The sequence below is a fragment of the Streptomyces incarnatus genome, assembly GCF_001027185.1.
Taxonomy (GTDB): Bacteria; Actinomycetota; Actinomycetes; order Streptomycetales; family Streptomycetaceae; genus Streptomyces; species Streptomyces puniciscabiei.
Map to the genome: position 1 here is coordinate 5,581,585 of NZ_CP011497.1, position 25,819 is coordinate 5,607,403.

25 protein-coding genes and 2 pseudogenes are annotated in these 25,819 nt (G+C 73.6%); 15 read left to right on the forward strand and 12 right to left on the reverse strand.

Going from position 1 to position 25,819, the window contains the following annotated elements; genetic code table 11:
- Positions 1–9: 9 nt before the first annotated feature.
- The 3 genes from ABB07_RS25170 to ABB07_RS25180 all read right to left on the reverse strand — a co-directional run bounded on the left by ABB07_RS25170 (position 10) and on the right by ABB07_RS25180 (position 2,802).
- On the reverse strand, positions 10–1,221 hold the full coding sequence (locus ABB07_RS25170; RefSeq protein ID WP_208900834.1) for an ROK family transcriptional regulator: 1,212 nt from the start codon (positions 1,219–1,221) through the stop codon (positions 10–12).
- Positions 1,222–1,399: 178 nt separating this feature from the next.
- On the reverse strand, positions 1,400–1,636 hold the full coding sequence (locus ABB07_RS25175; RefSeq protein WP_208900835.1) for a hypothetical protein: 237 nt from the start codon (positions 1,634–1,636) through the stop codon (positions 1,400–1,402).
- 47 nt (positions 1,637–1,683) lie between these two features.
- Positions 1,684–2,802, reverse strand: a complete 1,119-nt coding sequence (locus tag ABB07_RS25180) for a mechanosensitive ion channel family protein (RefSeq protein ID WP_208900836.1) — start codon at positions 2,800–2,802, stop codon at positions 1,684–1,686.
- Between the two features lie 324 nt (positions 2,803–3,126).
- Here ABB07_RS25180 and ABB07_RS25185 point away from each other — a divergent pair, with 324 nt between their 5' ends.
- On the forward strand, positions 3,127–3,663 hold the full coding sequence (locus tag ABB07_RS25185; RefSeq protein ID WP_208900837.1) for an HNH endonuclease: 537 nt from the start codon (positions 3,127–3,129) through the stop codon (positions 3,661–3,663).
- A 262-nt stretch (positions 3,664–3,925) separates the two neighbouring features.
- Here the strand turns inward: ABB07_RS25185 and ABB07_RS25190 are convergent.
- Positions 3,926–4,243: pseudogene (locus ABB07_RS25190) on the reverse strand (ABC transporter permease); the annotation flags it as partial.
- 99 nt (positions 4,244–4,342) lie between these two features.
- Positions 4,343–4,579: pseudogene (locus ABB07_RS25195) on the reverse strand (PadR family transcriptional regulator); the annotation flags it as partial.
- Positions 4,580–4,845: 266 nt separating this feature from the next.
- Between ABB07_RS25195 and ABB07_RS25200 the strand changes: the two are divergent.
- From ABB07_RS25200 to ABB07_RS25210, 3 genes are read left to right on the forward strand one after another with little or no spacing between them, the layout of a single operon-like run.
- The gene (locus tag ABB07_RS25200) at positions 4,846–5,139 is read left to right on the forward strand and encodes a hypothetical protein (protein ID WP_244189512.1); all 294 of its coding nucleotides are present in this window, start codon (positions 4,846–4,848) and stop codon (positions 5,137–5,139) included.
- Entirely contained in the window at positions 5,140–7,293 is a 2,154-nt protein-coding gene (gene malQ, locus ABB07_RS25205) for a 4-alpha-glucanotransferase (RefSeq protein ID WP_208900838.1), read from the forward strand.
- Positions 7,294–7,351: 58 nt separating this feature from the next.
- Entirely contained in the window at positions 7,352–7,627 is a 276-nt protein-coding gene (locus ABB07_RS25210) for a hypothetical protein (RefSeq protein ID WP_208900839.1), read from the forward strand.
- Positions 7,628–7,952: 325 nt separating this feature from the next.
- Here ABB07_RS25210 and ABB07_RS25215 read toward each other — a convergent pair whose 3' ends face one another.
- On the reverse strand, positions 7,953–8,531 hold the full coding sequence (locus tag ABB07_RS25215; RefSeq protein WP_208900840.1) for a TetR/AcrR family transcriptional regulator: 579 nt from the start codon (positions 8,529–8,531) through the stop codon (positions 7,953–7,955).
- A 171-nt stretch (positions 8,532–8,702) separates the two neighbouring features.
- Here ABB07_RS25215 and ABB07_RS25220 point away from each other — a divergent pair, with 171 nt between their 5' ends.
- The gene (locus ABB07_RS25220) at positions 8,703–10,235 is read left to right on the forward strand and encodes an FAD-dependent monooxygenase (protein WP_208900841.1); all 1,533 of its coding nucleotides are present in this window, start codon (positions 8,703–8,705) and stop codon (positions 10,233–10,235) included.
- Positions 10,236–10,242: 7 nt separating this feature from the next.
- On the opposite strand, the gene ABB07_RS25225 is transcribed toward ABB07_RS25220, so the two are convergent.
- Positions 10,243–10,755, reverse strand: a complete 513-nt coding sequence (locus ABB07_RS25225) for a MarR family winged helix-turn-helix transcriptional regulator (RefSeq protein WP_208900842.1) — start codon at positions 10,753–10,755, stop codon at positions 10,243–10,245.
- A gap of 100 nt (positions 10,756–10,855) precedes the next feature.
- On the opposite strand from ABB07_RS25225, the gene ABB07_RS25230 reads away from it, so the two are divergent.
- From ABB07_RS25230 to ABB07_RS25250, 6 genes are all read left to right on the forward strand, one after another.
- Positions 10,856–11,842, forward strand: a complete 987-nt coding sequence (locus tag ABB07_RS25230; RefSeq protein WP_244189513.1) for an MFS transporter — start codon at positions 10,856–10,858, stop codon at positions 11,840–11,842.
- The gene (locus ABB07_RS41005; protein ID WP_244189514.1) at positions 11,791–12,213 is read left to right on the forward strand and encodes a hypothetical protein; all 423 of its coding nucleotides are present in this window, start codon (positions 11,791–11,793) and stop codon (positions 12,211–12,213) included. The genes ABB07_RS25230 and ABB07_RS41005 overlap by 52 nt, the downstream gene beginning before the upstream one ends.
- Positions 12,210–13,139 (forward strand): EamA family transporter, encoded by a 930-nt coding sequence (locus ABB07_RS25235; RefSeq protein WP_208900843.1) that lies wholly within the window; start codon positions 12,210–12,212, stop codon positions 13,137–13,139. Before ABB07_RS41005 ends, ABB07_RS25235 begins: the two co-directional genes overlap by 4 nt.
- Positions 13,140–13,171: 32 nt before the next feature.
- Positions 13,172–14,086, forward strand: coding sequence for a DMT family transporter (locus ABB07_RS25240; RefSeq protein WP_208900844.1), 915 nt, complete (start codon positions 13,172–13,174; stop codon positions 14,084–14,086).
- Between the two features lie 17 nt (positions 14,087–14,103).
- On the forward strand, positions 14,104–15,006 hold the full coding sequence (locus ABB07_RS25245) for a LysR family transcriptional regulator (RefSeq protein ID WP_208900845.1): 903 nt from the start codon (positions 14,104–14,106) through the stop codon (positions 15,004–15,006).
- Between the two features lie 151 nt (positions 15,007–15,157).
- Complete coding sequence (locus ABB07_RS25250) at positions 15,158–16,195, forward strand: tetratricopeptide repeat protein (protein ID WP_244189515.1); 1,038 nt, start codon at positions 15,158–15,160, stop codon at positions 16,193–16,195.
- A gap of 39 nt (positions 16,196–16,234) precedes the next feature.
- Here the strand turns inward: ABB07_RS25250 and ABB07_RS25255 are convergent, their stop codons facing one another.
- Positions 16,235–16,705 carry a DUF1203 domain-containing protein gene (locus ABB07_RS25255; RefSeq protein WP_208900846.1) on the reverse strand — a complete coding sequence of 157 codons (471 nt, stop codon included), beginning with the start codon at positions 16,703–16,705 and terminating at the stop codon, positions 16,235–16,237.
- A gap of 113 nt (positions 16,706–16,818) precedes the next feature.
- Here ABB07_RS25255 and pepN point away from each other — a divergent pair, with 113 nt between their 5' ends.
- Complete coding sequence (pepN, locus tag ABB07_RS25260) at positions 16,819–19,404, forward strand: aminopeptidase N (protein WP_208900847.1); 2,586 nt, start codon at positions 16,819–16,821, stop codon at positions 19,402–19,404.
- A gap of 97 nt (positions 19,405–19,501) precedes the next feature.
- On the opposite strand, the gene ABB07_RS25265 is transcribed toward pepN, so the two are convergent.
- The 3 genes from ABB07_RS25265 to ABB07_RS25275 all read right to left on the reverse strand — a co-directional run bounded on the left by ABB07_RS25265 (position 19,502) and on the right by ABB07_RS25275 (position 22,897).
- The gene (locus ABB07_RS25265) at positions 19,502–20,263 is read right to left on the reverse strand and encodes an SDR family NAD(P)-dependent oxidoreductase (RefSeq protein ID WP_208900848.1); all 762 of its coding nucleotides are present in this window, start codon (positions 20,261–20,263) and stop codon (positions 19,502–19,504) included.
- Between the two features lie 69 nt (positions 20,264–20,332).
- Positions 20,333–21,739: an RNA polymerase subunit sigma-70 gene (locus ABB07_RS25270; protein ID WP_208900849.1), complete on the reverse strand. Its 1,407-nt coding sequence runs from the start codon at positions 21,737–21,739 to the stop codon at positions 20,333–20,335.
- A gap of 138 nt (positions 21,740–21,877) precedes the next feature.
- Complete coding sequence (locus tag ABB07_RS25275; RefSeq protein ID WP_208900850.1) at positions 21,878–22,897, reverse strand: aspartate-semialdehyde dehydrogenase; 1,020 nt, start codon at positions 22,895–22,897, stop codon at positions 21,878–21,880.
- A 330-nt stretch (positions 22,898–23,227) separates the two neighbouring features.
- Here ABB07_RS25275 and ABB07_RS25280 point away from each other — a divergent pair, with 330 nt between their 5' ends.
- Both ABB07_RS25280 and ABB07_RS25285 read left to right on the forward strand, forming a co-directional pair.
- Positions 23,228–23,752, forward strand: a complete 525-nt coding sequence (locus tag ABB07_RS25280) for an RNA polymerase sigma factor (protein WP_208903618.1) — start codon at positions 23,228–23,230, stop codon at positions 23,750–23,752.
- A gap of 1 nt (position 23,753) precedes the next feature.
- Positions 23,754–24,632: a hypothetical protein gene (locus ABB07_RS25285; protein WP_244189517.1), complete on the forward strand. Its 879-nt coding sequence runs from the start codon at positions 23,754–23,756 to the stop codon at positions 24,630–24,632.
- A gap of 85 nt (positions 24,633–24,717) precedes the next feature.
- On the opposite strand, the gene ABB07_RS25290 is transcribed toward ABB07_RS25285, so the two are convergent.
- Positions 24,718–25,260, reverse strand: coding sequence for a CGNR zinc finger domain-containing protein (locus ABB07_RS25290; RefSeq protein ID WP_208900851.1), 543 nt, complete (start codon positions 25,258–25,260; stop codon positions 24,718–24,720).
- Between the two features lie 112 nt (positions 25,261–25,372).
- Here ABB07_RS25290 and ABB07_RS25295 point away from each other — a divergent pair, with 112 nt between their 5' ends.
- On the forward strand, positions 25,373–25,819 hold the full coding sequence (locus tag ABB07_RS25295; protein ID WP_208900852.1) for a VOC family protein: 447 nt from the start codon (positions 25,373–25,375) through the stop codon (positions 25,817–25,819).

Here is a 25,819-nt window from a genome sequence, read left to right on the forward strand (position 1 = left end):
AGGGGAGGGCTAGCGCGAGGTGTCGAAGACCTCGTCGCGGGTGGTCACGAGCGCGGACTCCAACGCGCCGCGCAGTACGGGGTGTTCGTGCACGTCACCGACGACCAGCCGGGGGCGGGCCGCGGCCAGCTCCTCCAGCTCGGCCTGGACGAGGGCGCGCAGGCCCTCGCCGCCGGCCGTCAGCGCGGAGCCGCTGAGGACGACGAGTTCGGGGTCGAGGACGGAGACGAGCGAGGCGAGACCGGTGGCGAGCCGGGTCGCATAGGTCCGCAGCAGTTCCCGGTAGGGGCCGGAGGCGTGATCGGCGCCCCGGGCCACGAGTTCGGCAGCGACCTCGGTGTACGGCCCCGGCGGCACATCCTGGATACCGAGCTCCCGGGCCAGCTTCGGTACGGCCTGGGAGCCGGCCAGCTCCTGGTAGCCGCCGCTGTTGGCCTTGGTCACCTGCCGGACCAGGGGCGCGCCCGGCACCGGCAGGAAGCCGACCTCGCCGGCGCCGCCGGTCCAGCCGCGGTGCAGCCGGCCGCCGAGGACCAGGGCGGCGCCGAGGCCTTCCTGGTTCCACAGCAGCACGAAGTCCGCGTGGCCCTTGGCCGCCCCGAGCCGCTGTTCGGCGAGGGCGACGAGGTTGACGTCGTTCTCGTACTCCACCGGCATCGGCAGGGCGGCGGCGAGCTCGTCGAGCAGGGTGGGGGAGTGCCAGCCGGGCAGATGGGAGGCGTAGCGCAGCCGGCCGGTGTTGGGGTCGAAGGCGCCCGGCGTGCCGATGACCAGCCGGTGCACATCGGACCGCGCCAGTCCGGCCGCCTTGACGGCACCGTCGAGCGCGTCGGTGACCTGCTGGACGACGGGCTCGGCGGGCCGCCGCCCCGGGGTGGGCAGCTCGAACTCACCCACGGTCCGCCCGGTGACGTCGGCGACGGCGGCGCGGATCCGCTCCGGGGTGACATCGAGCCCGGCGGCGTACGCGGCGCCGGGGTTGACGGCGTACAGCTGGGCGTTGGGGCCCGGCTGGCCCTCGCTGGTGCCGGTGACCCGGACCAGTCCGGCGGCCTCCAGGCGGGCCAGCAGCTGGGAGGCGGTGGGCTTGGACAGGCCGGTGAGCTTCCCGATCCGGGTGCGCGACAGGGGCCCGTGCTCCAGCAGGAGGTCCAGGGCGGTGCGGTCGTTCATGGCGCGCAGCACGCGCGGGGTGCCCGGCGTACCGGCGGTTCCTGCCATGGGGTCGACACCTGCCTTTCCAACCGCCCAGCTTTTCAGTGACCCGGTCGTGGCGTCCAGCCTTGATCAGCGGCCGCCGGAAGATCACTGTTAGGAAAGTTTCCTATCGCGGTGCGAGGAAAGTAAGCCCAGGACGAAGGGGGCGTCAATAGACAACGGCGCGGAGGAGACGGAGTCGTTACCTCGGGGGCGGGAACGGTGGGGCCTCAGCTGTCGAGGAAGGGGGTGGTATCGCGGGCGGGTACGGCGCCGGGAGGGGGAGGGGACTGCCGAGGGTGACCTTGGTGTCGGCGTCGTAGTACGCCTCGGTGGGGTCGTCGCCGGCGAGGACCGGGGCGGTGTAGCGGTGGGCGATCATGTCGATGGAGTGGCAAACGATGGGCACCCGGCGCGGACCACGCGCCGGAATGCCCACCTGTTCACTCGAACGAGTGTGCTGAACCCGTTCCGCTCGTTCGCCGGTTACTTGCCCGGAGCCGCAGGGGACTGCGCAGAGATCGGGGCCGTCGCCCTGGCCTGCGGGGAGTCCGAGTTGGAGTACGCCGAGGGGGCCGCCACCGCCGCCGACGGGTCCGGGGTGTCCTCCGCGTCCTCCACCGACGTCGCGCCGCCCACGATGCGGATGCTCGCCGCGTCGAACGCCCGCTTGATGCGCCAGCGCAGCTCCCGCTCGACCGTCAGCGCCTTGCCCGGCATGGTCCTGGCGGAGACGCGGACCACCATCGAGTCGAGCAGGACCGAGTCCAGGCCGAGGACCTCGACCGGGCTCCACAGCAGCTCGTTCCAGGGCTCTTCCTTGCTCAGGTGCTCGGCGACGTCGTCCAGGGTCGCCTTGACCCGGTCCAGGTCCTCGGAGGCCTTGACGGTGACGTCCACGCCCGCCGTCGCCCAGCCCTGGGAGAGGTTGCCGATCCGCTTGACCTCGCCGTTGCGGACGTACCAGATCTCGCCGTCGGAACCGCGCAGCTTGGTCACGCGCAGCCCGACCTCGATCACCTCGCCGGTGGCCACGCCCGCGTCGATCACGTCACCGACGCCGTACTGGTCCTCCAGGATCATGAACACGCCGGAGAGGAAGTCGGTGACCAGGTTCCGGGCGCCGAAACCGATCGCGACACCGGCCACACCGGCCGATGCCAGCAGCGGCGCCAGGTTGATCTTGAAGGTGGACAGCACCATCAGCGCGGCCGTACCGAGGATCAGGAAGCTCGCCACCGAGCGCAGCACCGAGCCGATCGCCTGCGAGCGCTGCCGGCGCCGCTCGGCGTTGACCAGCAGCCCGCCCAGCGCCGTGCCGTTGACGGCTTCCGCGGTGCGGCCCATCCGGTCTATCAGCTTGGTGATCGCCCGCCGTACCACCGCGCGCAGCGCGACCGCTATCACCACGATCAGCAGGATCTGCAGACCCATCGCGAGCCATGTCGACCAGTTCTGCTCGACCCAGCTCGCCGCGTTCGTCGCGCTCTCCTGGGCGTCCTGGAGCGACGGCACGGCCGGTGCCGTCGCGCCGGACGGAGAGGGAGAGGGGGACGGGGTCGGCGACGCACCGGCGGCCAGAAGCACGGCGGGCAAGGACGACACGGCAGGTACCTCCAGGTGCTGCGCGGTCCGTGCCGGTGGGCGGTCAAGGGCTTCAAGGTCACGGAAAGGTCACCGGACGGACAGGGCCACCACACTAACGGGGCATTGTGTGTGCATCGCGCGGATCCGCCAAGGAGGGGCGCAGGAGAGACGGGGCTCACCCCGGCTTGAACTGGTCATGATCCGGGGGATGATTCCGGTGTGGTCGAAAACACTCCCAGCCCGTTACCGGTACATGGTGGCGCTTCCACCAGGCACCAAGGGAGACTGACTGCAGATCGTCCCGGCGCGAGCCACGCGCCGCCGACGCCCAAGGAGGCACCCGTGCCGCATGTCCTGGTCCTCAACGCGTCGTACGAGCCGCTCGGCGTCGTACCGCTCCGCCGCGCGCTCGTCCTCGTCCTGGAGAACAAGGCCGTCTCCCTCGAGGAATCCGGCGCCTTTATGCACAGCGCAACCGTCACCGTCCCCGCACCCAGCGTGGTCCGGCTCAAGCGATTCGTCCGGGTTCCCTATCGGGGGCCCGTTCCTCTCACCCGGCGTGCGCTCTTCGCGCGCGACGGGGGCCGGTGCATGTACTGCGGTGGCGTCGCAACCAGCGTCGACCACGTCATCCCGCGCAGTCGCGGGGGCAAGCACGTCTGGGACAACGTGGTGGCCTCCTGCCGCCGCTGCAACCACGTGAAGGCCGACCGTCACCTCGTCGAACTGGGGTGGCGGCTGCGGCACAAACCGGCTCCGCCGTCCGGGCTGGCCTGGCGCATCATCGGCACCGGGCATAGGGATCCGCGCTGGCTGCCCTACTTGCAGCCGTACGGCGCGGACGATGCCCTGGCCCGGATCGACGGCATTTCTGCCTGACGGCGATCCGGGCCTTCGCGTACCCGGCGGGGCCTCGCGTACGCGCCGAGGCCGCACATGCGCGGCGGCCCTCGCATACGGGGCGGGGCCTCGTGTCCTCGGCGGGGTCCCGCGTACGCAACGGGGTCCCGCATACGCGATGAGGGCGCGCACCGGCTCCGGGAGTCCCCTGCGCCCCCGGAGCCGGAGGCTCACGCGTACCGCGGCTCCGGCCGGGGCCGTCGGGACCGCGCCGTACCGCAGCTCCCCGGCGGCTTCGGGCTCACGTGTACCGCAGCTCCCCCGGGTGGGCCGTGCGGCGCAGCAGGGGCAGTGAGGTGGCCGCCGCCAGCAGACAGCAGGCGTAGACGCCCACCGGCACCAGCAGCGCCGCGTACGGTACGGTCCGGGTGAGCCCGCCCTGGGCCAGCGAGGCGTACCAGACGCCGATCGCCATGCCGCCCGCGCCCGCCAGCGCGACCGCGGGGGCCAGCGGAAGCGCCGTCTCCAGCAGCAGCGCCCGGCCGAGCACCGCCCGGGGCACCCCGGAGGCGACCTGCGCGGCCAGACCCCGGCGGCGGTCGGCCACCGACTCGGTGGTGCAGGACGGCCGAGGCGCCGCGCAGCGCCGGGGTCCTGCCGTGGGCCTTGACGAGGTCCCGGCCCGTGAGGACCGGGGCCGAGGTGTCCCCCTGGTGGGTCATGCTCCGTCGACCTCCGCGGTCAGAGTGGTCAGCCGGGCCGCCGTGGTGTTCATCCAGCGGAGGTCGGCGTCGAGGTGGTTGAGGGCGTAGTCGGCCGAGAGCACGGTCGCCAGATCGGCGTTCCGGTCGGTCTTGACGGCCGTGAGCTGCCGCATCCGTGCCATGTGCGCGGCACGCTGGGCGCGCAGGCAGGCGGCCGGGTCGCCCCCGGCCAGGATCGACACGACGACCCTGTCGGTACATGTACTGAGTGAATAGTGATCAAGATCGTGGTCGGTCAGGTGACAGAGGCCGGTGATAGAGGCGGTGATCGAGTGGGGTTATTGAGTGGGGGTTATCGAGAGGGGTCAGGGCGGGCTCGAGCGGGGGAGAGCTGGGGTCGGGGCGGGTTCGAGGCGGGTTCGAGTGGCTCTCTGGAGTGCGGGGGCTGTCACGGGGTAGGCCTGCCGTAATCCGTTCAAAACCGCAGCATCCGACCGCCACCCAGAAGGAGGCCTCCGTGGCCGCACCGGCTCGACTCCCGATCCCGGCCCAGTGGAAACCCGGGGCGGACCCGTCCGCCCCGACCGACGACGCGGCGCTGTGCGTGTTCAGCGCGGAGAGCGCCTGCGCCCAGGCCCCGCTGACCAGCGAGCCGCCGCTGCCCGACGCCGAGCCCCTGACCAGCGAGCCGCCGCTCGCCGAGGCCACTCCGCTGACCAGCGAGTCGGACGCCTTCGCGGCGGCGTCGTACGCAGGCGACCCCTACGGCGTGGGGGCCCACGAGTCCGGCGCGTTCGGCGCGAGGCCGTAGATGACCGCGGCGCACGAGGATCCCGGGTCCTTCGAGGAATCTGGGGCCTTCGAGGAGTCCGGGAACCCCGAGGAATCCGGGGACTTCACGGACGAGGACCTGGCCCGGCTCGCCGAGTCGCACGGAGTCGCCACCTCCTACAGCCCCGCCCCCGGCCGTGACGTCCCGGTGCCCGCCTCCGCCGTGGTCGCCGCCCTGGCCGCCCTCGGCGTGGATGCGACCGGCCCCACCGCCGTGACGAGCGCCCTCGCCGCACGGGAACGCGAGGTGCGCGAGCGCCTGCTGCCGCCGACGCTCGTGCACTGGGCCGGTGACCCGCGGGGCCCCGCCGCCCTCGCCGCACTGCCGCCCGGCACCCGCCTGCGCGTCGAGACCGAGGCGGGCCAGGAGCGGGACACCGCGGCGGACCTGCCGCTCGGTGTGCACCGGCTGACCGCCGTCGCACCCGACGGCCGCACCGCCCACGCCCACCTCGTCGTCGCCCCCGACCGGCTGCCCGCCCCGCCCGGCCGCTCCTACGGCCTCCTCGTGCAGCTGTACTCCCTGCTGTCCCGCCGCTCCTGGGGCATGGGCGACCTCGGCGACCTCACCGAGCTGGCCGGCTGGGCCGGACGCACCGCCGGCGCCGGATTCGTCCAGGTCAACCCGCTGCACGCGGCCGTACCCGGCGCTCCCACCGACCCCTCCCCGTACCGCCCGTCCTCCCGCCGCTTCCCCGACCCGGTGCACCTGCGCGTCGAGGACGTCCCCGAGTACGCCTACGTCACCGACCGCGAGCGGCTCAGCGCCCTGCTGGAGCGGGCCGAACGGCTGCGCGCCGCCGTCCTCGACAAGGGCGCCCTCATCGACCGGGACGCGGTGTGGGAACTCAAGCGCGAGGCACTGGACCTGGTCCTGGCCGTCCCCCTCGGCCCCGGCCGCCGGGCCGCTTACGACGACTTCCGCGCCGCCCACGGCCAGGCCCTCGACGACCACGCCACCTGGTGCGCCCTCGCCGAGATCCACGGCTCCGACTGGCAGCGGTGGCCGCCGGCCCTGCGCGACCCCCGTTCGGCCGACACCGCCCGCGCCCGGGCCGACCTCGCCGACCGGGTCGAGTTCCACGCCCGCCTCGCCTGGCTCACCGACGGCCAGCTGCGCGCCGCCCAGCGCGCCGCCCGCGAGGCCGGCATGTCCGTCGGGATCGTGCACGACCTCGCCGTCGGCGTGCACCCGGACGGTGCCGACGCCTGGGCCCAGCAGGACGTCTTCGCCGCCGGCATGTCGATCGGCGCCCCACCCGACGCCTTCAACGCCCGCGGCCAGGACTGGGGCCTGCCCCCGTGGCGCCCCGACCGCCTCGCCGCCACCGGATACGCCCCCTACCGCGAGCTCCTGCGCGCCCTCTTCCGCTACGCCGGCGCCCTGCGCGTCGACCACGTCATGGGCCTGTTCCGGCTGTGGTGGGTCCCCCAGGGCAGCCCGCCCACCGGCGGCACCTACGTCCGCTACGACGCCGACGCCATGCTCGCGGTCCTCGCCCTGGAGGCCACCCGCGCCGGGGCCGTCGTCATCGGCGAGGACCTCGGCACCGTCGAGCCCGGAGTGCGCGAGACGCTGCAGCGGCGCGGGGTGCTCGGCACCTCGGTGCTGTGGTTCGAGCGGGACTGGGAGGGCGACGGCCGCCCGCTGCCGCCCGAGCGCTGGCGCGCCGACTGCCTGGCCACCGCCACCACCCACGACCTGCCGCCCACCGCCGCCCGGCTCACCGGCGACCACATCGACCTGCGCGACCGCCTGGGCCTGCTCACCCGCCCGGCGGCCGAGGAACGCGCCGAGGCCGTCGCCGACACCGCCGAGTGGCTGGCCCTGCTGGGCAGCCTGGGCCTGCTGGACCGCACCGCCGCCGGGCCGCCCGGCTCCGACGAGGAGGAGGAGATCCGCGCCGTCCACCGCTTCCTGCTGCGCACCCCGGCCCGGCTGATCGGCGTCTGGCTCCCGGACGGCCTCGGCGACCGCCGCCCGCAGAACCTCCCCGGGACCTGGGACCAGTACCCGAACTGGCGGCTGCCGATCGCGGACCGCGAGGGCCGGCCGCTGCCGCTGGAGGAACTGACGGCCTCCCCTCGGCTGAGGGCGCTGCTCCATGTGTTCGGGCAGGCCGACGGCGTGTGAACCCCCCGTACGGGACCCCGGGCGCGCGTCCCTCCGGGGGGTTCGCTAACTTGAGATCGTGGACAAGAAGAACGCCCTGCGCGCCGGCGCCCTGGCCGCCGGTACGACGCTGATGATGCTGCTCATGTCGTCCCCCGCGCTCGCGCTGACCCGCGACGACGGCGACGACCCCGGCGCCCCCTTGAGCGCCATCCAGACGCTGGGCCTCTACGTGCTGATCCCGCTCGCGCTGTTCGTGGTCATCGCCGGTCTGGTGATGGCGCTGGACAAGTCCAAGATCAGGGTCGTCAAGCCCTCGTCCTCGGTGAAGCCCGAGGCCGACGCCAAGGCCTGACCGGACACCGGTTCCTTTCGCCGGACACCGGCTATTTCTGTCGCCGGGGGCGCCTGTCCTCCCGTCGGTACGCGCGTGCTGCCGTACCCGGGTGAGGTCGGCGCCCTCGGCGTTTCGCACGGGGCTCGGCGATCAGCCACGCCCCGTGTGAACGGCGCCCTCGAGCCTCCGGATCGGTACGACGCCGTCCACGTCCTCGGCTCGTACGAGCGCCTTCTTCGCCCGGGACCGGTATTTCCGGCGTCCAGCCGGTCCGCCCTTGATGCAGCGGATGCGGTCAAGGTGTCGCCGGTGGACCACGGTCGATCGGCCGTGGCGGTGCGGCTCAGGGATTCGGCGCGGTCAGGTACCGCTGTACGGTCGGCCCGAGCCACGCCAGCAGTTCCTCGCGGGTCAGTTCCCGCGCCGCCGGCAGGCGCAGCACATAGCGGGTGAGGGCCAGCCCGAGCAGCTGCGCGGCGCACAGCGCGGCCCGCGCCGGGACCTGTTCGGGGTCGGGGCACACCTGCCGGGCCACCGGCAGCAGCTGCTCCCGGAAGATGCCCTGCATCCGCTCGGCCCCGGCCGGGTTGGTGGCGCCGACCCGGAGGACGGCCGTCAGCTCCTCGTTCTCCTCCCACAGGCCGAGGAAGTGGCCCACCAGCGTCCGCCCCACCTCGTCCCGCGGCACCCCCGTCAGATCGGGCAGCCGCAGATCCAGCGCGACGGCCGCGGCGAAGAGGCTCTCCTTGCTGCCGTAGTAGCGCATGACCATGGACGGGTCGATGCGCGCGTCCCTGGCGATCGCCCGGATGGTGGCCCGCTCGTAGCCATCGGCGGCGAACCGCTCGCGGGCGGCCTGAAGGATGGCGGTGCGGGTGGCGTCGGAGCGGCGCGCCTGGCTCGTCTTCGTGCTGGCGGTCATGCCAACGAGCGTAGGCCAACATGCGTGGGCCAACAAGTGTTGACTCTCCTCGCGGCCCGGTTCTAGGCTTGCCAACAAGCGTTGACCAATGGGTGTTGACCAACAGGTGTTGGTCAACGGCGGTTGGCAAACGCTTGTAGACCAACAAGCGTTGGCACCCAGGAGGCCACCATGACCGGCACCACTGGCACCACTGGCAACAACGGCACCACCACCCACGAGGTCACCGGCACCCCCGGCGCCACCAGCACCGGCAGCCCCGCCACCGCCACCGCCGCCGTCATCGTCGTCGGCTCCGGCCCCACCGGTCTCCTCCTCGCCGGTGACCTCGCCACCGCCGGCGTCCCGGTCACCGTCCTCGAAAAGCGCCCCCACAAGATCAGCAACCTCTCCCGCGCCTTCGTCCTGCACGCCCGCACCCTGGAACAGCTCGACGCGCGCGACCTCGCCGACGACCTCGAAAAGGTCGGCCGGCCCCTCGACCGCCTGGCCCTCTTCGGCCGGCTCACCGTCGATCTCGCCGCCCTCCCCTCCCGCTTCAACCACCTCCTCGTCCTCCCGCAGTACGAGGTCGAGAAGGTCCTGGAGCGCCGGGCGGTCGAGGCGGGCGTCGACTTCCGGTACGAGACCGAACTGACCGGGCTCACGCAGGACGCCGACGGGGCGACCGTGGAGGCGCGCGGCCCCGAGGGCCGCACGGAGCGGCTGCGGGCGGCGTACGTCGTCGGCGCCGACGGCATGCGCAGCGCCGTACGGGACGCGATCGGGCTGCCCTTCCCGGGCAAGTCGGTGATCCGGTCCGTCGTCCTCGCCGACGTCAGGCTCGCCGAGGAGCCGCCAGACCTGCTCACCGTCAACGCCGTCGGCGACGCCTTCGCCTTCCTCGCGCCGTTCGGCGACGGCTACTACCGGGTGATCGGCTGGCACCGCGGCCGCAACGTCCCCGACACCGAACCGCTGGACCTGGCGGAGATCCAGGAGATCACCCGTCTCGCCCTCGGCCGGGACTTCGGGATGCACGACGCCCGCTGGATGTCCCGCTTCCACAGCGACGAACGGCAGGCGCCCGCCTACCGGGCCGGGCGGGTCTTCCTGGCCGGCGACGCCGCGCACGTGCACACCCCGGCCGGCGGCCAGGGCATGAACACCGGCCTCCAGGACGCGGCCAACCTGAGCTGGAAGCTCGCGGCGGTCGTCACCGGTCACGCCGGGCCCGCGCTGCTCGACAGCTACCAGGCCGAACGGCACCCCGTGGGCAGGGCGGTGCTGCGCAGCAGCGGCGGGATCGTCCGCCTCGCCATGGCCAAGCGGCCCTGGACGCTCGCGGCCCGCGCGGCGCTCACCACGTTCCTGAACGCCGTGGGCCCCGCCCGCCGCGAGGTCGCCGGCCAGGTCACCGGCGTCGGCTACCGCTACCCCGCCCCGCGCGGCGCCCACCGCCTCACCGGAACCCGGGTGCCGGACGTCGCCCTGGCCGGCGGCGGCCGCCTCTACGAGGCCCTGCGCGGCGGCCGGTTCGTGCTGATCACCCCGGAGCCGTACGAGGCGGGGCCCGGCTTCGCGGACCGGCTCACCGTGGCCCACTGGGCGAGCGACCGCCGTACGACCGTGCTGGTCCGCCCCGACGGATACACGGCCTGGGCCGCCGACTCGGCCGACGGCACGGCCATCGAGGTGGCGCTCGCCGCGCACGTCGGCGGCTAGACCACCACTAGGCCCGGTGTGGTGCCTCCAGCGTCCCCGCGAGCAACTCCCTCAGCAGGTCGGCCAGTTGGCCGGCCTGTTCGTCGTTGAGGCGGGACAGGGCCTCCGTCTGGACCGCGAGGCCCGCGCCGACCGCCCGGTCGATGACGTCCAGGCCCTTCTCGGTCAGCGTCACCTGAAGGCCCCGGCGGTCGTGCGGATCGGGGGAGCGGCGCAGCAGGCCGGCCCTCTCCAGCTTGTCGAGGCGCCCGGTCATCCCGCCGGTGGTCAGCATCAGGGTGGCCGACAGCTGGCGCGGCGAGAGGGTGTACGGCTCGCCGCTGCGGCGCAGTGTCGCGAGCACGTCGAACTCGCCGCGTGAGATGCCGTAGGGCTGGTACGCCTTCTCCATACGGTCGCCCATGGTGCGGGAGAGGCGGTAGATCCGCCCGAAGACCTCCATCGCCCTGGAGTCGAGGTCGGGTCGCACGGCCGCCCACTGGCCGATGATCGCGTCCACCGGATCCTTGCCTGCGCTCATGGGCCGAGTATGGCCTTCCGGGAGGTCGCCAGCAAGAAAGTAACTTGCAGGAAAGTTGCTTAGCACTAAGCTACTTGCTGCCAAGTTACTTCAGGGGGTCATGGTGACAAGAACGAACGAGCGCACACCCGGCGAATGGACCCTGCCCGTCGCCGCCGCCGTCAACGGCATCGGCACCGGCATGTACGTCCCGTTCACGCTGGTCTTCTTCCACGCCGTCACCGGGCTGTCCTTCACGGTCGTCGGCGCCGTGCTCACCGCGACCGGCCTCGCGGGCATCGCCGTACTGCCGCTCGCCGGCGCGGCGGTGGACCGGTACGGCGCCAAGCGGGTGCAGTACGGGCTCTACGGCGTCCGGGTCGCCGGCTTCGCCCTCTACCCCTTCGCCCACTCCCTGCCCGCCTTCGCGGCCGTCGCCCTGGTCACGGCCGCCGCGGACCGGGCCTTCCCGGCGGCTCAGCAGTCCCTGATCGGCGAGGTGGCGAGCGGGGCGGGGCGGGACCGGCTGCAGGCGTCGACGCGCGCGCTGCAGAACGCCGGGAACGGGGCGGGCGCGCTGCTGGCCACGCTGGTCATCTCCCTCGCGGGCAGCGCCGGGTACACGTACGCGGCCTGGGGCAACGCCCTCTCCTTCGCGCTCGCGGCGCTGCTGCTGCGGCCCCTGCGGCAGGTGCGTACCGCAGGTGCGGCTCCGGTCGCGCGCCGCGCGGGCGCCGGTTACCGGCTCGTCCTCGCCGACCGGCCGTTCCTGGTCGTCACCGGCGCCAACTTCCTGAACGCGCTGAGCTATTCGGCTCTGTCGGTGCTCTTCCCCCTCTTCGTCGTGGAGTGGCTGCACGGGCCTTCGATGCTCACCGGCGCCGGGTTCACGCTCAACACCGTGCTGTGCGCGGTGGCCGGGGTCGGGGTCGGCGCGCGGGTCCGCGGAGCCGGGGCCCGGCGCACCCGGGCGGCGGCGCTGGGCGGGGGCCTGTTCGCGACCGCCTTCGCCGCGCAGATCGTGCTCGGCACCGTACGCCGGGATCGGCCGTCGTCGTGGGCGGGGCCCTGGTCGTCGTGGTCGTCGTCTACACCCTCGGTGAGCTGATCCACAGCCCCGCCGCCCAGGCGCTCGCGGTGGCGGCGGCGCCCGAAGCGGTGCGCGGCCGGTATCTGGCGGCGTACCAGATGTCCTGGTCCCTGGCGAAGGCCGTGGCGCCCTCCCTGTTCACCGCCCTGCTGGCCCTGGACGGCCGGGCGCCGTGGGCCGTCCTCGTCCTCACCTCGGCGGTCGCCGCCGCCCTCCTGATCCGGACGGAATCCCGCCTGCCGGCGGAGGCGGTACGGCCACGGCCGGCGACGGTGACCCGCGGCGGCGCCCCCGGCGCCCCTGCTCCTGCTCCTGCCCCCGCTCTGGTCCCCGTCCTCGCCGATGCCACCCTCGCCGACGCCGAAGGAACCCGGAGGATCCGGCCGTGAAGCGATCCCTGACCGTTCCGCTCACCGCGCTCGCCCCCGTCTCCTGGGGCACCACCTACGCCGTCACCACCGCGTTCCTGCCGCCGGAGCGCCCCCTGTTCACGGCCCTCCTGCGGGCGCTGCCCGCGGGACTGCTCCTGCTGGCGCTGACCCGGGTGCTGCCGCGCGGGAGCTGGTGGTGGCGGTCGGCGGTGCTCGGCGCGCTGAACATCGGCGCCTTCTTCCCGCTGCTGTTCGTGTCGGCGTACCGGCTGCCCGGCGGAATGGCCGCCGTGGTCGGCTCGGTCCAGCCGCTGTTCGTCGTCGGCCTCTCGGCGCTGCTGCTCGGGCAGCGGCCGGTTCCGCGCACGCTCGTCACCGGGCTCGCGGCCGCGCTCGGCGTCAGCCTCGTCGTGCTGCAGGGAACCGGCACGCTCGATGCCGTAGGAGTGCTCGCGGCCGTGGCCGCCACCGCCTCGATGGCCGCCGGTACGGTGCTGACCAAGCGCTGGGGCCGCCCGGACGGCGTCGGTCCGCTCGCGCTCACCGGCTGGCAGCTCACCGCGGGCGGCCTGCTCATCGCGCCGGTCGCCGTCCTGGCCGAGGGCGCCCCACCCGCCCTGGACGGCCGTGCCGTGGGCGGCTACCTCTATCTGGCCCTGGCCAACACGGCGGTGGCGTACTGGCTCTGGTTCCGCGGCATCGGCCGGCTCACCGCCACCCAGGTCGCCTTCCTCGGCCCGCTCTCCCCGCTCACCGCGGCCGTCGTCGGCTGGGCGGCCCTCGGCCAGGCGCTCACGCCGGTGCAGGTGGCGGGCATGGCGCTGGCGTTCGGCGCGACGCTGGCGGGGCAACTGGGTGGAGGCAGGCTGCCATCTTTCAGTTCAGCTGAAAGGAATCGTCGAAAAGATTCGATGGACCTGATGGATCGGGCGCTGCGACGGTAGGGACACGGAACGCCCACCCCGAAAGGAGCCCCGTGGCAGCCGTCCTGCCCAGGACCACCACCTCCGTCCCGTCCGCCCGCACGTGCGCCGCTCCCGCGGCCGGCCTCGCGCTCGCCGCCCTCGCCACCCTCGTCTGGTCCGGCAGCTTCGTCACCTCGCGCGGCCTGCACGACAGCGTCCCGCCCGTACAGCACGCCTTCTGGCGCTGGGTCGTCGCGCTGCTCGCCGTAGCCCCCTTCGGCGCCCGGCAGGCCTGGCGGCAGCGGGCGCTGATCCGCCGCCACGCCCGCTACGTCCTCCTCGCGTCCTTCCTCGGTGTGGCGGTGTACAACACCCTCGTCAACCAGGCCGGACTGACCACGCCCGCCGCCACCATGGGCCTGATCATGGCCGCGTCGCCGGTGCTCATGGCGGTCTTCGAACGGCTGGGCGGCGTACGGCTCGGCGCCCGCCGCAGCACCGGGCTGCTCATCGCCTGCGCGGGTGTGACGCTGCTCGTCGGCGGCGGTGCGGGCTTCGCCACCGGAGACCTGTGGATGATCGCGGCCGCCTGCTGCTTCGCCGGCTACAGCGCGCTGCTGCGCCGCCGGCCCGCCGAACTGAGCGGCACCGGCTTCCTCTTCACCACCTTCCTGACCGGCACGGTCCTGCTGCTGCCCGCGCAGGCGGTGAGCGTGACCGTGCAGGGCTCCTTCCACCCCACCCCCGCCACCGTCCTGCCGCTCCTCTACGTCGGCGTCGCCTCCTCCGCGGTGGCCTTCTTCGCCTGGAACAAGGCCGTCGCGCTGATCGGCGCGACCCGTGCGGGCATCGTCTACCACCTCCAGCCGGTCTGCGTGACCCTGCTGTCCTGGGCCGTGCTCGGCGAGACGACCGGTCTGCCGCACCTGCTGTCGATGGCGCTGATCCTGGGCGGGGTGGTGCTGGGGGCGGGATCCCGCAGGTGACGTGTAGCTTTCCGGGCATGGCCGAGTGGGACATCCGGAAGCTGCAGATCCTGCGCACCCTGCGCGAGCGCGGCACCGTGACCGCGACGGCCGAGGCCCTGCACATGACCCCGTCCGCGGTGTCCCAGCAGCTCACCAACCTCGCCCGGCAGCTCGGCGTGCCGCTGCTCCAGGCGCGCGGCCGCCGGGTCCGGCTCACCGACGCGGCCCGGCTGGTGCTGGCCCACACCGAGCCGGTCTTCGAGCAACTGGAGCGCGCGGAGGCCGCGTTGGCGGCGTACGTCCAGGGGGAGGCGGGGGAGGTCCGGGTCGCCGCGTTCCCGACGTCCGTACCCGCCCTGGTCGTACCGGCCGTACGGGCCCTGCGGACCACGCACCCCCGGGTGACGGTCCGGGTACGGGAGGCGGAGGCCGCCGAGGCCTACGACCTGCTGACCGCCGGCGAGGCCGACCTCGCCCTGTCCCTCGCGGCGTCGGCCCCCGGCGCGGCGGACCCCCGGTTCACCCAGGTCCCCCTGCTGGCCGACCCCTTGGACGTCGCCCTGCCCCCCGGCCACCCGCTGGCCGCTGCCCCCGCCCTGACCCTCACGGATCTGGCCGCCGAACCCTGGATCTTCGGCGGCAGCGGCCCCTGGTCCGACATCACCCGCCGCGCCTGCGAGGCGGCCGGCTTCAGCCCCCACCAGGGCCACTCGGCCTCCGGCTGGACCGCGATCCTCGCCATGGTCGCGGCCGGCATGGGAGTGGCCCTGGTCCCGCGCATGGCCGCGGGCCGCCGCGACGGGGTGGTCCTGCGCGACCTCGGCCCGGGCGGGCCGGTGCGGCATGTGACGGCCGCGGTGCGCAGGGGCGCGGAGACGGGGCGGGCGGTGGCCCGGGTGCTGGAGGCGCTGGCGGCGGCGGCCGACGGAGGGCACTAGGCGCGGGTACGGCTACTCGTCCCCCCATCGGCAGACGGAGCCCACGGCAGGCAGGCCCACGGCAGGCGGGCCCACGGCAGACCGAGCCCATGGCAGGCGCGCTGAGGGGAGGCGAGCGCACGCCCGATCGGGCCAGGGATACCCTCGGACGGTGTCGAATCGAGCGGTAGCCGCCGGAGTGGGTCTCGCGCGGGTGTTGGCGCACTGCGGGGGCAGCCCCGCGGCGGCCGTCGACCATCTGGTGGGCGCCATCGCCGCCGCGCCCGAGGACCCCGAACCCTACGCGGTGCTGGCCGAGCTGTGGCGGGACCGGCGGCCGGAGCTGGCCGAAGTCGTCCGGGGGGCCAACTCCTTGCGGACGGTACTGGCGCGGTCGTACGTCAGCTTCCTCGACGGCGACATGGACGACGCGGCGACGGCGATCGGCTCGGTCACCGGTGTGCGGCCCGACATCGCGTGGGCGGACGCCCCCTGGTTCGGCGACGAGCGGTTTCTCGGCCGGGTGAGCGCCGGGGCGCTGGCCGAGGCGGCGATGCGGACCATGGACCGCGGCCACGACCTGGACACCGACGGCATGCGGGAACGCTTCCAGCCCTGGTTCCGGGCCATCGACGCGGTCGCCGCCCGCGAGCCGGCGCCGGAGGCGCTGGCCAGGATGGCGATCCTGCTGCGGGCCTGCGGTCTCACCGACGCGTCGTTCGCCCTCTGCGACCGCGCCGACTCCGTCGAGCCGGTCATGCTGACGGAAGTCGTCCGGGCGGGCACCTGGCGCAGGCTGGGGGAGCCCGAACGGACCGCGGCGGCGTTCGAGCGCGCCCTGGCCCTGGACCCGGCCAACTGGTCGCTGTACCTGGACCTGGCCGACGTCCGCGCCGAGCAGGGCGACTTCGCCGCCGCCGTCCGGCTGACCGAGCAGGGGATGCGGCACGAGCCGGACGAGCCCACCCTGCGCGCCGCCCGGGCCGCCTACCGGGCCCGGCTCACCGGCTCGCCCGCCGACCTGGGCGAACTCGTCGAACTGGCGCCGGGCCTGCCGCACGACGGGTACCGGGACCTGCTGATCGATCACGCCTGTGCCGGCCCCGCCCTGCCCGCCGGGCTCGTCGCCGCGGCCCGCCGCATCCAGCACGGCGACCGAGCCCCCGCGACGGGCGAGGCCCGACCCGCCGCACCTCGTACGGACGCGTAGCGGTTCACGCCCCCGCACCTCGCGCGGTCGGGCAGCGGCTCAATCCCGCCGCACCTCGTACAGAAAGCATCCGTACTCCACCGCCCGCACGTGCACCACCGCCACCTCCGGGTCGGCGAAGGCCTCGGCGAGGGCGGACGGGAAGCCGGTGTCCACCAGCCGGCCGCCCAGGATCCGGCCGTCGGCCGAGTACCGGCGGAGCACACGGTGGGCGTCGGTGAAGGGCAGCGCGGTGCCGGACGGGCCCGGGCACTCCTCGGCGTGCACGAAGACCGGGCCCTGCTCGTCGTACGCCCCCGGATCGGCGCCCGTCCCGGCCGCCCAGCGGCGCAGGGGCGCGTAGGAGACCAGGGCGATCAGCTCGCCCGGAGCGCTGCGGCGCAGACAGCAGCGCAGCGGCGCGCCGCCCTCCTCGTCGGTGAAGGGGTTCATCGGCCGTCCGGCGTCGTCGGCGGTGCGCAGTTCCTTCAGGACCCCGGCCGGGACGGGGCGTGCGGTGCAGGTCGTCATACGGCCCAGCGTGCCGCCCGGCCGCCGCGCTGACCGGCGGGATCCGGACATCGCTTTCCCCATGGCTCCCATGGAAGGATGACGGAACCCACACATATCGAGGAGATGACCGCGTGCCTGGCACAAACCTGACTCGCGAAGAGGCGCAGCAGCGGGCCGAGCTGCTCACCGTTGACTCGTACGAGATCGATCTCGACCTCTCCGGCGCGCAGGAGGGCGGTACCTACCGGTCCGCGACCACGGTGCGCTTCGACGTGGCCCGCGGCGGCGGCGAGTCCTTCATCGACCTGGTGGCACCCACCGTCCACGAGGTCACGCTCAACGGCGACGCGCTCGACCCCGCCGAGGTCTTCAAGGATTCGCGGATCGCCCTGCCGGGCCTGCTGGAGGGCCGTAACGTCCTGCGCGTCGTCGCGGACTGCGCCTACACCAACACCGGCGAGGGCCTGCACCGCTTCGTCGACCCGGTCGACGAGCAGGCCTACCTCTACACCCAGTTCGAGGTCCCGGACGCCCGCCGCGTGTTCGCCTCCTTCGAGCAGCCGGACCTGAAGGCCACCTTCCAGTTCACCGTGCGGGCGCCCGAGGGCTGGACCGTCATCTCGAACTCGCCCACGCCGGAGCCCAAGGACAACGTCTGGGTCTTCGAGCCGACCCCGCGCATCTCGACGTACGTCACGGCGCTGATCGTCGGCCCGTACCACTCCGTGCACAGCGTGTACGAGAAGGACGGGCAGTCCGTGCCGCTGGGCATCTACTGCCGCCCGTCCCTCGCCGAGTTCCTGGACTCGGACGCGATCTTCGAGGTGACCCGGCAGGGCTTCGACTGGTTCCAGGAGAAGTTCGACTACGCCTACCCCTTCGCGAAGTACGACCAGCTGTTCGTGCCCGAGTTCAACGCGGGCGCGATGGAGAACGCGGGCGCCGTCACCATCCGCGACCAGTACGTCTTCCGGTCCAAGGTGACCGACGCGGCGTACGAGGTCCGGGCGGAGACCATCCTGCACGAGCTGGCCCACATGTGGTTCGGCGACCTGGTCACCATGGAGTGGTGGAACGACCTGTGGCTGAACGAGTCGTTCGCCACCTACACCTCCATCGCCTGCCAGGCCGCCGCGCCGGGCTCGCGCTGGCCGCACTCGTGGACCACGTTCGCGAACTCGATGAAGACCTGGGCGTACCGGCAGGACCAGCTGCCGTCCACGCACCCGATCATGGCGGACATCCGCGACCTGGACGACGTGCTCGTCAACTTCGACGGCATCACGTACGCCAAGGGGGCTTCCGTCCTCAAGCAGCTGGTCGCGTACGTCGGCCAGGACGAGTTCTTCAAGGGCGTGCAGGCCTACTTCAAGCGGCACGCGTACGGCAACACGCGCCTGTCCGACCTGCTCGGCGCGCTGGAGGAGACCTCCGGCCGCGACCTGAAGACCTGGTCGGGGAAGTGGCTGGAGACGGCGGGCATCAACATCCTCCGCCCGGACATCGCCACCGACGCCGACGGGGTCATCACCTCCTTCGCCGTCCGCCAGGAGGCCCCGGCCCTGCCCGCCGGCGCCAAGGGCGAGCCGGTGCTGCGCCCGCACCGCATCGCGATCGGCCTGTACGACCTGTCCGCTCCGGACACAGACACGGCCGGCAAGCTGGTGCGCACCGACCGCATCGAGCTGGACGTCGACGGCGAGCTGACGGCCGTACCGCAGCTGACCGGCCGGCGCCGCCCGGCGGTGGTCCTGCTGAACGACGACGACCTCTCCTACGCCAAGGTCCGCCTGGACGAGGAGTCGCTCGCGGTGGTCACCGAGCACCTCGGCGACTTCACCGAGTCCCTGCCGCGGGCCCTGTGCTGGGCCTCCGCCTGGGACATGACCCGGGACGCCGAGCTGGCCACCCGCGACTACCTCGCCCTGGTCCTGTCCGGCATCGCCAAGGAGTCCGACATCGGTGTGGTGCAGTCGCTGCACCGCCAGGTCAAGCTCGCCATCGACCTGTACGCCGACCCGGCCGCCCGCGAGTCCCTGCTCACCCGCTGGACCGACGCCACGCTGGCCCACCTGCGGGCGGCGGAGCCGGGCAGCGACCACCAGCTGGCCTGGGCCCGTGCCTTCGCGGCGACGGCCCGCACCCCGGAGCAGCTGGACCTGCTGGAGGCGCTGCTGGAGGGCACCCAGACCGTCGAGGGCCTGGCCGTGGACACCGAGCTGCGCTGGGCGTTCGTGGAGCGCCTCGCGGCGGTCGGCCGCTTCGACGAGGCCGAGATCGCGGCCGAGTACGAGCGGGACAGGACAGCGGCCGGTGAGCGGCACGCGGCGACCGCCCGGGCCGCCCGGCCGACGGCGGAGGCCAAGGCGGAGGCCTGGGCCTCGGTGGTCGAGTCCGACAAGCTGCCGAACGCCGTGCAGGAGGCCGTGATCGGCGGCTTCGTCCAGACCGACCAGCGCGAGCTGCTGGCGCCGTACGCGGACAAGTACTTCGAGGTCGTCAAGGGCATCTGGGACTCGCGCTCGCACGAGATCGCCCAGCAGATCGCCGTCGGCCTGTACCCGGCCGTCCAGGTCTCCGAGGAGACCCTGGCCAAGACGGACACCTGGCTGTCCTCGGCCGAGCCGAACGCGGCCCTGCGCCGCCTCGTCTCGGAGTCCCGCTCGGGCGTCGAGCGCGCACTGCGGGCCCAGGCGGCGGACGCGGCGGCGCAGTAGTACGGCCGCGAGGGCGCCCGGCATCCGCGCCGGGCGCCCTCCGCCGTGCTCAGCCCGGGAACATCCCGCGTGCTCAGCCCGGGAACATCGCCCGTGCTCAGCCCGGGAACATCCCCCCGGTCACGTTCACGAACGTGCCGGTGATGCCCGCCGCGTGGTCGGAGGCGAGGAAGACGGCCGTGGCGGTGATCTCGGCCAGGGTGGGGTTGCGGCGGGTCATGCGCAGGCTCGCCAGGTGGTCGAGGATGCCGGCGACGTTCACGTTCGGGTCGACGGCGCGGAGCTTGTCCCCGGTGAGCGTCTCCGGGACACCGGCCGCCCACAGGCCCACCGCGCGCACCCCGCGCGGGCCCAGTTCCATGGCGAGGTTGCGCACCAGGGCGTCGGCGGCCGCGTCGGCCGGGCCGGTGCCGCCCATCATCGGACTGCCGTGCGCGGAGCCGCTGTTGAGGGTGAGGATCACCCCGGAGCCGCGCTCGGCCATGCGGCGGGCGGCGGCGCGGGCGGTGAGGAAGGCGGCGCGGGTTCCGTCGAGGACGGGGCGCAGGAAGTCGTCGGCCGGCATCTCCGTCAGCGGGGCGCCCTGGACGTCCCCGCGGCTGACGAGGTTGAAGGAGATGTCGATCGTGCCGACCCGGCCCGCGTGCTCCTCCACGGCCGCCTCGTCCAGCGCGTCCACGACCGCCGTCTCGGCGTGCCCGCCGGCCGCCGTGATCTCCTTGGCCACCGCCTCCAGCGTCTCCCGGGTACGGCCCACGAGGTGCACCCGGGCGCCCTCGCGGGCGAAGGCGCGGGCCACCGCACCGCCGATCGAGCCTCCGGCGCCGTAGATGATCGCGGTCTTGTCGGTGAGCAGCATGGTGAACTCCCTGTCGGTGTGTCGTCACGTTCACCGGTACTGACGTACGGCGCCCCACGCGCTCATCGCTCACAGCCGCAGCGGCAGCCCGAACGCCGGGAACAGGTGCGGTTCGAAGGAGGTGATCTCCGCGATGCGGTCGTCGGCGTCGAAGCGGAGCACGTCCAGGACCTGGGCGCGGTAGACGTTCGTACCGGGGCGGCGGACGTAACCCCCGGCCGCGAGCTGCCCGTTGGCGCGGGCGGGCAGGTGGCGCCAGTGGCCCAGGAACAGGGGGGACGCGGGGTCGAGGCTGGGGCGGAGGAAGGCGAGCAGCGCCGCGCGGCCCGTGAACCAGAACGGGTTCGGTGGCATCGTCAGCGTGACGTCCTCGGCCAGCAGCCCGGCCATCGCGTCGAAGTCCAGCCGCTCGGCGGCCGTCATGTACCGCTGGAGCGCGGCCCGCTGGGCGTCCGTCGGCGGGGCGGCCGTCCAGTCCGTACGGCTCGCGGGCAGATGCTCGCGCAGGGCCGGACGGGCGCGCTGCAGCGCGCTGTTGACCGAGGCCACGGAGGTTTCGAGGGCCTGCGCGGTCTCGGCGGCGGTGAGTCCGAGCAGGTCGCGCAGCACGAGCGCGGCGCGCTGCCGGGCCGGGAGGTGCTGGAGCGCGGCCAGCAGGACCAGCTCAACGGTCTCGCGCGCCTCCGCGGCGCTGTCCGGCAGCTCGTCGTCCGGGCAGGGCTGCAGCCAGGTGATCCGGGCGGGCGGCTCGCCGGGGCCGTGGTCCATGCCGGGCAGCGGCTCGTAGTGCCGCGGGCGGCGGGCCGTACGGCGCTGGAAGTCCAGGCAGGCGTTGGTCGCGATGCGGTACAGCCAGGTACGGGCGCCCGCCCGCCCCTGATAGCCGTCCCGGGCCCGCCAGGCCCGCAGGAACGTCTCCTGGACCAGGTCCTCGGCGTCGTCGTAGGAACCGGTCATGCGATAGCAGTGGGCGCGGATCTCCCGGCGGTGCGCCTCGGTGAGCGCGGCGAAGGCGCTCTCGTCGAACGGCGGACCGGCGACGGTCGTCCCGCCTGATTCCGTCACGGGCGACTCCGTGACGGAAACCGGACTGTCGGCCCCGGGGATTTCCGTCACGCCCGACTCCGTTACGGATCGCTCCGCCGTCTCCGCGACGGACCGAGGGACTTCCGTCACGCCCGTCTCCGTGACGGATCGCTCCGCCGTCTCCTGTGCCAGCCGCGCGATCCGGCGCAGCCGGGCCACGGAGGCGGACAGCTCGGTCACGCCCGCGTACAGGGCGGAGGCAGGCCTCGGCACCAGCGCACCCGCCTGCCGGCCGACCGACTCGATCAGCGCCTCCAGGTCCCCGCCGTCCTGCCGCCCCCGGTACGCCCGCTGCCGGCAGGCCGCCGAGCAGTACACGGAGCTACGCCCCCGCCGCCCGGCACGCGCGGGCAGAGGACCGCCACAGCTCGCGCACGTGTCCACGGCCACCCCTCCCGCTCGGACCACTCGCACTCCGGGGCAGCGATCCTCGCGCACCGGCACGGTCCCCGCCAGCACTCGCGCGAACTCCGGACACGAAAAGGGGCGGCCACGTGGTCGTGGCCGCCCCGGTGACGCGGTCGGGGGTTACTTCCCGGACAGCTCCGCCGCCACCAGTTCCGCGATCTGGACCGCGTTCAGTGCGGCGCCCTTGCGGAGGTTGTCGTTGGAGATGAACAGGGCGAGGCCGTTGTCCACCGTCTCGTCGCGGCGGATGCGGCCGACGTACGACGGGTCCTGGCCGGCGGCCTGCAGCGGGGTCGGGATGTCGGAGAGGGCCACGCCGGGGGCGCCGGAGAGGAGCTCGGTCGCGCGCTCGGGGGGGAGCGGGCGGGCGAAGCGGGCGTTGACCTGGAGGGAGTGGCCGGAGAAGACCGGCACACGGACACAGGTGCCGGAGACCTTCAGCTCCGGGATCTCCAGGATCTTGCGGGACTCGTGGCGCAGCTTCTGCTCCTCGTCGGTCTCGTTCAGACCGTCGTCGACGAGGTTGCCGGCGAAGGGCAGCACGTTGAAGGCGATGGTGCGCTTGTAGACCCCCGGCTCGGGGAAGTCGACCGCCGAACCGTCGTGGGTCAGCTTGTCGGCCTCGGCGGCGACCTTCTGCACCTGGCCGTGCAGCTCGGCCACGCCGGCGAGGCCCGAGCCGGACACCGCCTGGTAGGTGGCGACGACCAGCGCCTGAAGGCCCGCCTCCTCGTGCAGGGGCTTGAGGACCGGCATCGCGGCCATCGTGGTGCAGTTCGGGTTGGCGATGATGCCCTTGGGGCGGTCGGCGACCGCGTGCGGGTTCACCTCGGAGACCACCAGGGGGACGTCGGGGTCCTTGCGCCAGGCGGAGGAGTTGTCGATCACGACGGCGCCCTGGGAGGCGACCTTCTCGGCCAGCGCCTTGGAGGTCGCGCCGCCCGCGGAGAAGAGCACGATGTCCAGGCCGGAGTAGTCGGCGGTCGCCGCGTCCTCCACCGTCACCCCGTCCAGCACGGTGCCGGCCGAGCGCGCCGAGGCGAACAGGCGCAGCTGGGTCACCGGGAAGTTCCGCTCCGTGAGGATCCTGCGCATGACCGTGCCGACCTGACCGGTGGCTCCGACGATTCCGACCCTCACAGTGACTCCCTCTTTGTGTCTCGTGCATGACCGGGGCTTTTCCATCATGCGGCCGACCCCGGTCCACCTGTCCAATTCTTTGCGTGACGTGCCCGAGGAGTGGGACACGATCACCCGGCGGACGGTTCCGTACCTCCGTCGAACACCCCGCTGAGCTGGAGAAATTCCCCTCGCCTGCCGGCCAGGCCGCAAGCTGTGCTGTCCCGCCCCTGCCCGTGCGGTTCCCGGCCACACGGCGATGTGACGCACGCCTCTGCGGACCGGACGACATCGACCCGAACGTTTCCGCCCGCTGCCGCGTCGTAGGAGAAACGCGTGAGGGGGTGGCTGGTGCTGCGCGGAAGAGCGCGCCGCGAGCAGACGTCGTACGACGATCCGCTGGACGCGGCCCAGGAACGCCGGGTGCGGGCGGTGCTCGCGCTCGGCGGCGTCCCGCAGTCGGACCTGCCGGACGGGGTGCAGCAGGTCCGGCTGCGGCTGCTGGAGCGGACCGCGAGCGGCCGGGAGGCGCCGCGGGACGTCTCGGCGTGGGCGGCGGTGGTCGCCTCCAACCTCGCCATGGACTGGCACCGGGCCAAGCGGCGCCAGGAGCGGCTGGGGGAGCGGCTGGCCGCGCTGCGCGAGCCCGCGCACCCCTCCGGCGAGGAGACCAGCCTGCTCTCCGTCGCCGTCGCCCAGGGCCTGGACGAGCTGCCCGCCGCCCAGCGGCAGGTGCTCGTCCTGCGCTTCTTCGCCGACCTGCCCGTCCGGGCCATCGCCGAGGAACTGGGCGTCCCCGAGGGCACGGTCAAGAGCAGGCTGCACACGGCGGTCCGCGCCCTGCGTGACCGCCTGCACGAGGACGAGGTGGTGTGACGTGACCGCCGGAGGAGGAAACGCCGGGGAGTACGGCGGTATGGACGCGAACACCGGGGAGTACGGCGGTATGGACGCGCTGATGGCCGCCATCACGGGGGAACCGGTACCGGAGGAGGCCCGTCGGGATCCCGCCTTCCTCGCCGAGCACCGGGCGGCCGAGGCCGATCTGGCGGTGCTCAGGGAGCAGTTGGGCCGGCTCGCCGAGGCGCTGACCGGGGAGGAGGCGGTGCCCGAAGAGCGCGCCGGGCATCCCGCGCCGGTGTCCCGCCCGCGCGGTGCCGTACGACCGGTGCGGTCCGGGCGCCGTCCCCCGCGGCCGCCGCGCCCCGGCCGGCCCGCCGGACCGCGCCGGGCGCTGCGGATCGCGTTCGGGGCGCTCGCCGGTGCCGCGGTCTTCGCGCTGGTCGCCGGGTTCGGCTGGCTGATCACGCACCCCGGTGCCTCGGACGACAGCGCGGCGAGCGCATCGGGCAAAAGCGTCGCCGAGCCCCCGGACAGGGTCTCCGGCGAGGGCGGGCGGCCGTCCGACGCCGCACTCACCCTCGCCTGCTCCCGGCTGGTCGTGGAGGGCACCGTGACCGAGGTGGAACCGCAGAAGCCGTCCCCGTGGAGCCGGGTCACGCTGAAGGTGATCCGCTCCTACAAGCCCGCCCATGGCCCGGCCGAGGTCGCCTTCCTGCTCGAGAGCGGCGCGCAACCGGCCCCGCGCAAGGGCCAGCACGTACTCGTCCAGGTCCGTGCGGGACAGCAGAACGCGAGCCTGTGGGCCGTCGGGGACGCCCGCGTGGCCGTCAACCGTGCCTGGTTCACCGAGGCGCTGCCCACGTCGGGGCACGTCACCTGCCCCGCCGGAGGGGCACCCACCGGCAAGCCGTGAAAAGGCGGGTGTCCCCCCGGACACCTGCCCCTCACCTTGATCGCGGTGGACCCGTGTGGCCGGCCGGCCGGGGCCGGCAGCCGGCTCAGTTCTCCTTCGAGCGCGCGTAATGCCGGGACGCCTTCGCGCGGTTGCCGCACGCCGCCATCGAGCACCAGCGGCGGGTGCCGTTCCGGGACGTGTCGAAGAAGTGCAGGATGCAGCTGCCGCCGGCGCAGGTCCGGATGCGTTCCGGTGCCCGGGTGATCAGGTCCAGGTAGTTCCGGGCGGCGAGCCAGGCCGGCCCCCACGACGGATCGGCGAACTCCGGCTCCTCGGCGGGGCCGTCGGCGGTCAGCCGGGCCCGGATGCGCCCGTGTGCCAGTACGGCGTCCACGAGCGGCGCGGCCTCGGCCGGCGTCCCGTGCACCGCGGCCCCGAGTGCCTCGCGCGCCTCGCGCAGATGTGCCAGCACCTCCGCGTCGGCCGCGTGGTCCCCGGCCAGCCCGTTGCTCGCGAGCCACACCGCCAGCCCCTCGGTGCCGTCGAGCAGGTCCTGGGTGACGCCTTCCCGGTTCCACCGGGTGTTGAGCAGGTCGAGCGCGAGGGGCTCGCCGGTCAGGGGGCGGGGATCGCGGGGTGCGGCCATCGGACACTCCTTCTCGTCTAACCACTCAATTGTATGTGACCGGTTGACCGACCGACGTATAACCGTCTAACGTCAGTTAAGAAGGTTAGATGGCAGCTCGAAGGAGAACACCATGGCCCCGCGCATCGCACACGCAGGTCTGAACGTCACCGACCTCGACCGCTCGCTCGCCCTGTACCGCGACCTCCTCGGCTTCGCCGTGCTCGCCGAGGGCAAGGAGGACGACCAGCGCTGGGCGATGCTGGGGGAGACCGGCGGTGCCCCGCTCGTCACCCTCTGGCAGCAGGCGCAGGGGTCGTACGACAGCGGCCGCCCCGGACTGCACCACCTCGCCTTCACGGTCGACTCGATCGACCGCGTCCGGGAGTACGAGGACGCGCTGCGGGCCGCCGGCGTGGAGTTCGCCTACGACGGCGTGGTCGCCCACCGCGAGGGCGGGACCTCGGGCGGGATCTTCTTCCACGACCCGGACGGCATCCGCCTGGAGATCTCCGCCCCGCTCGGCCCCGACGGCGCCCCGGCCCCGCACGCGGACGCCCCGACCTGCGGTTTCTTCTAG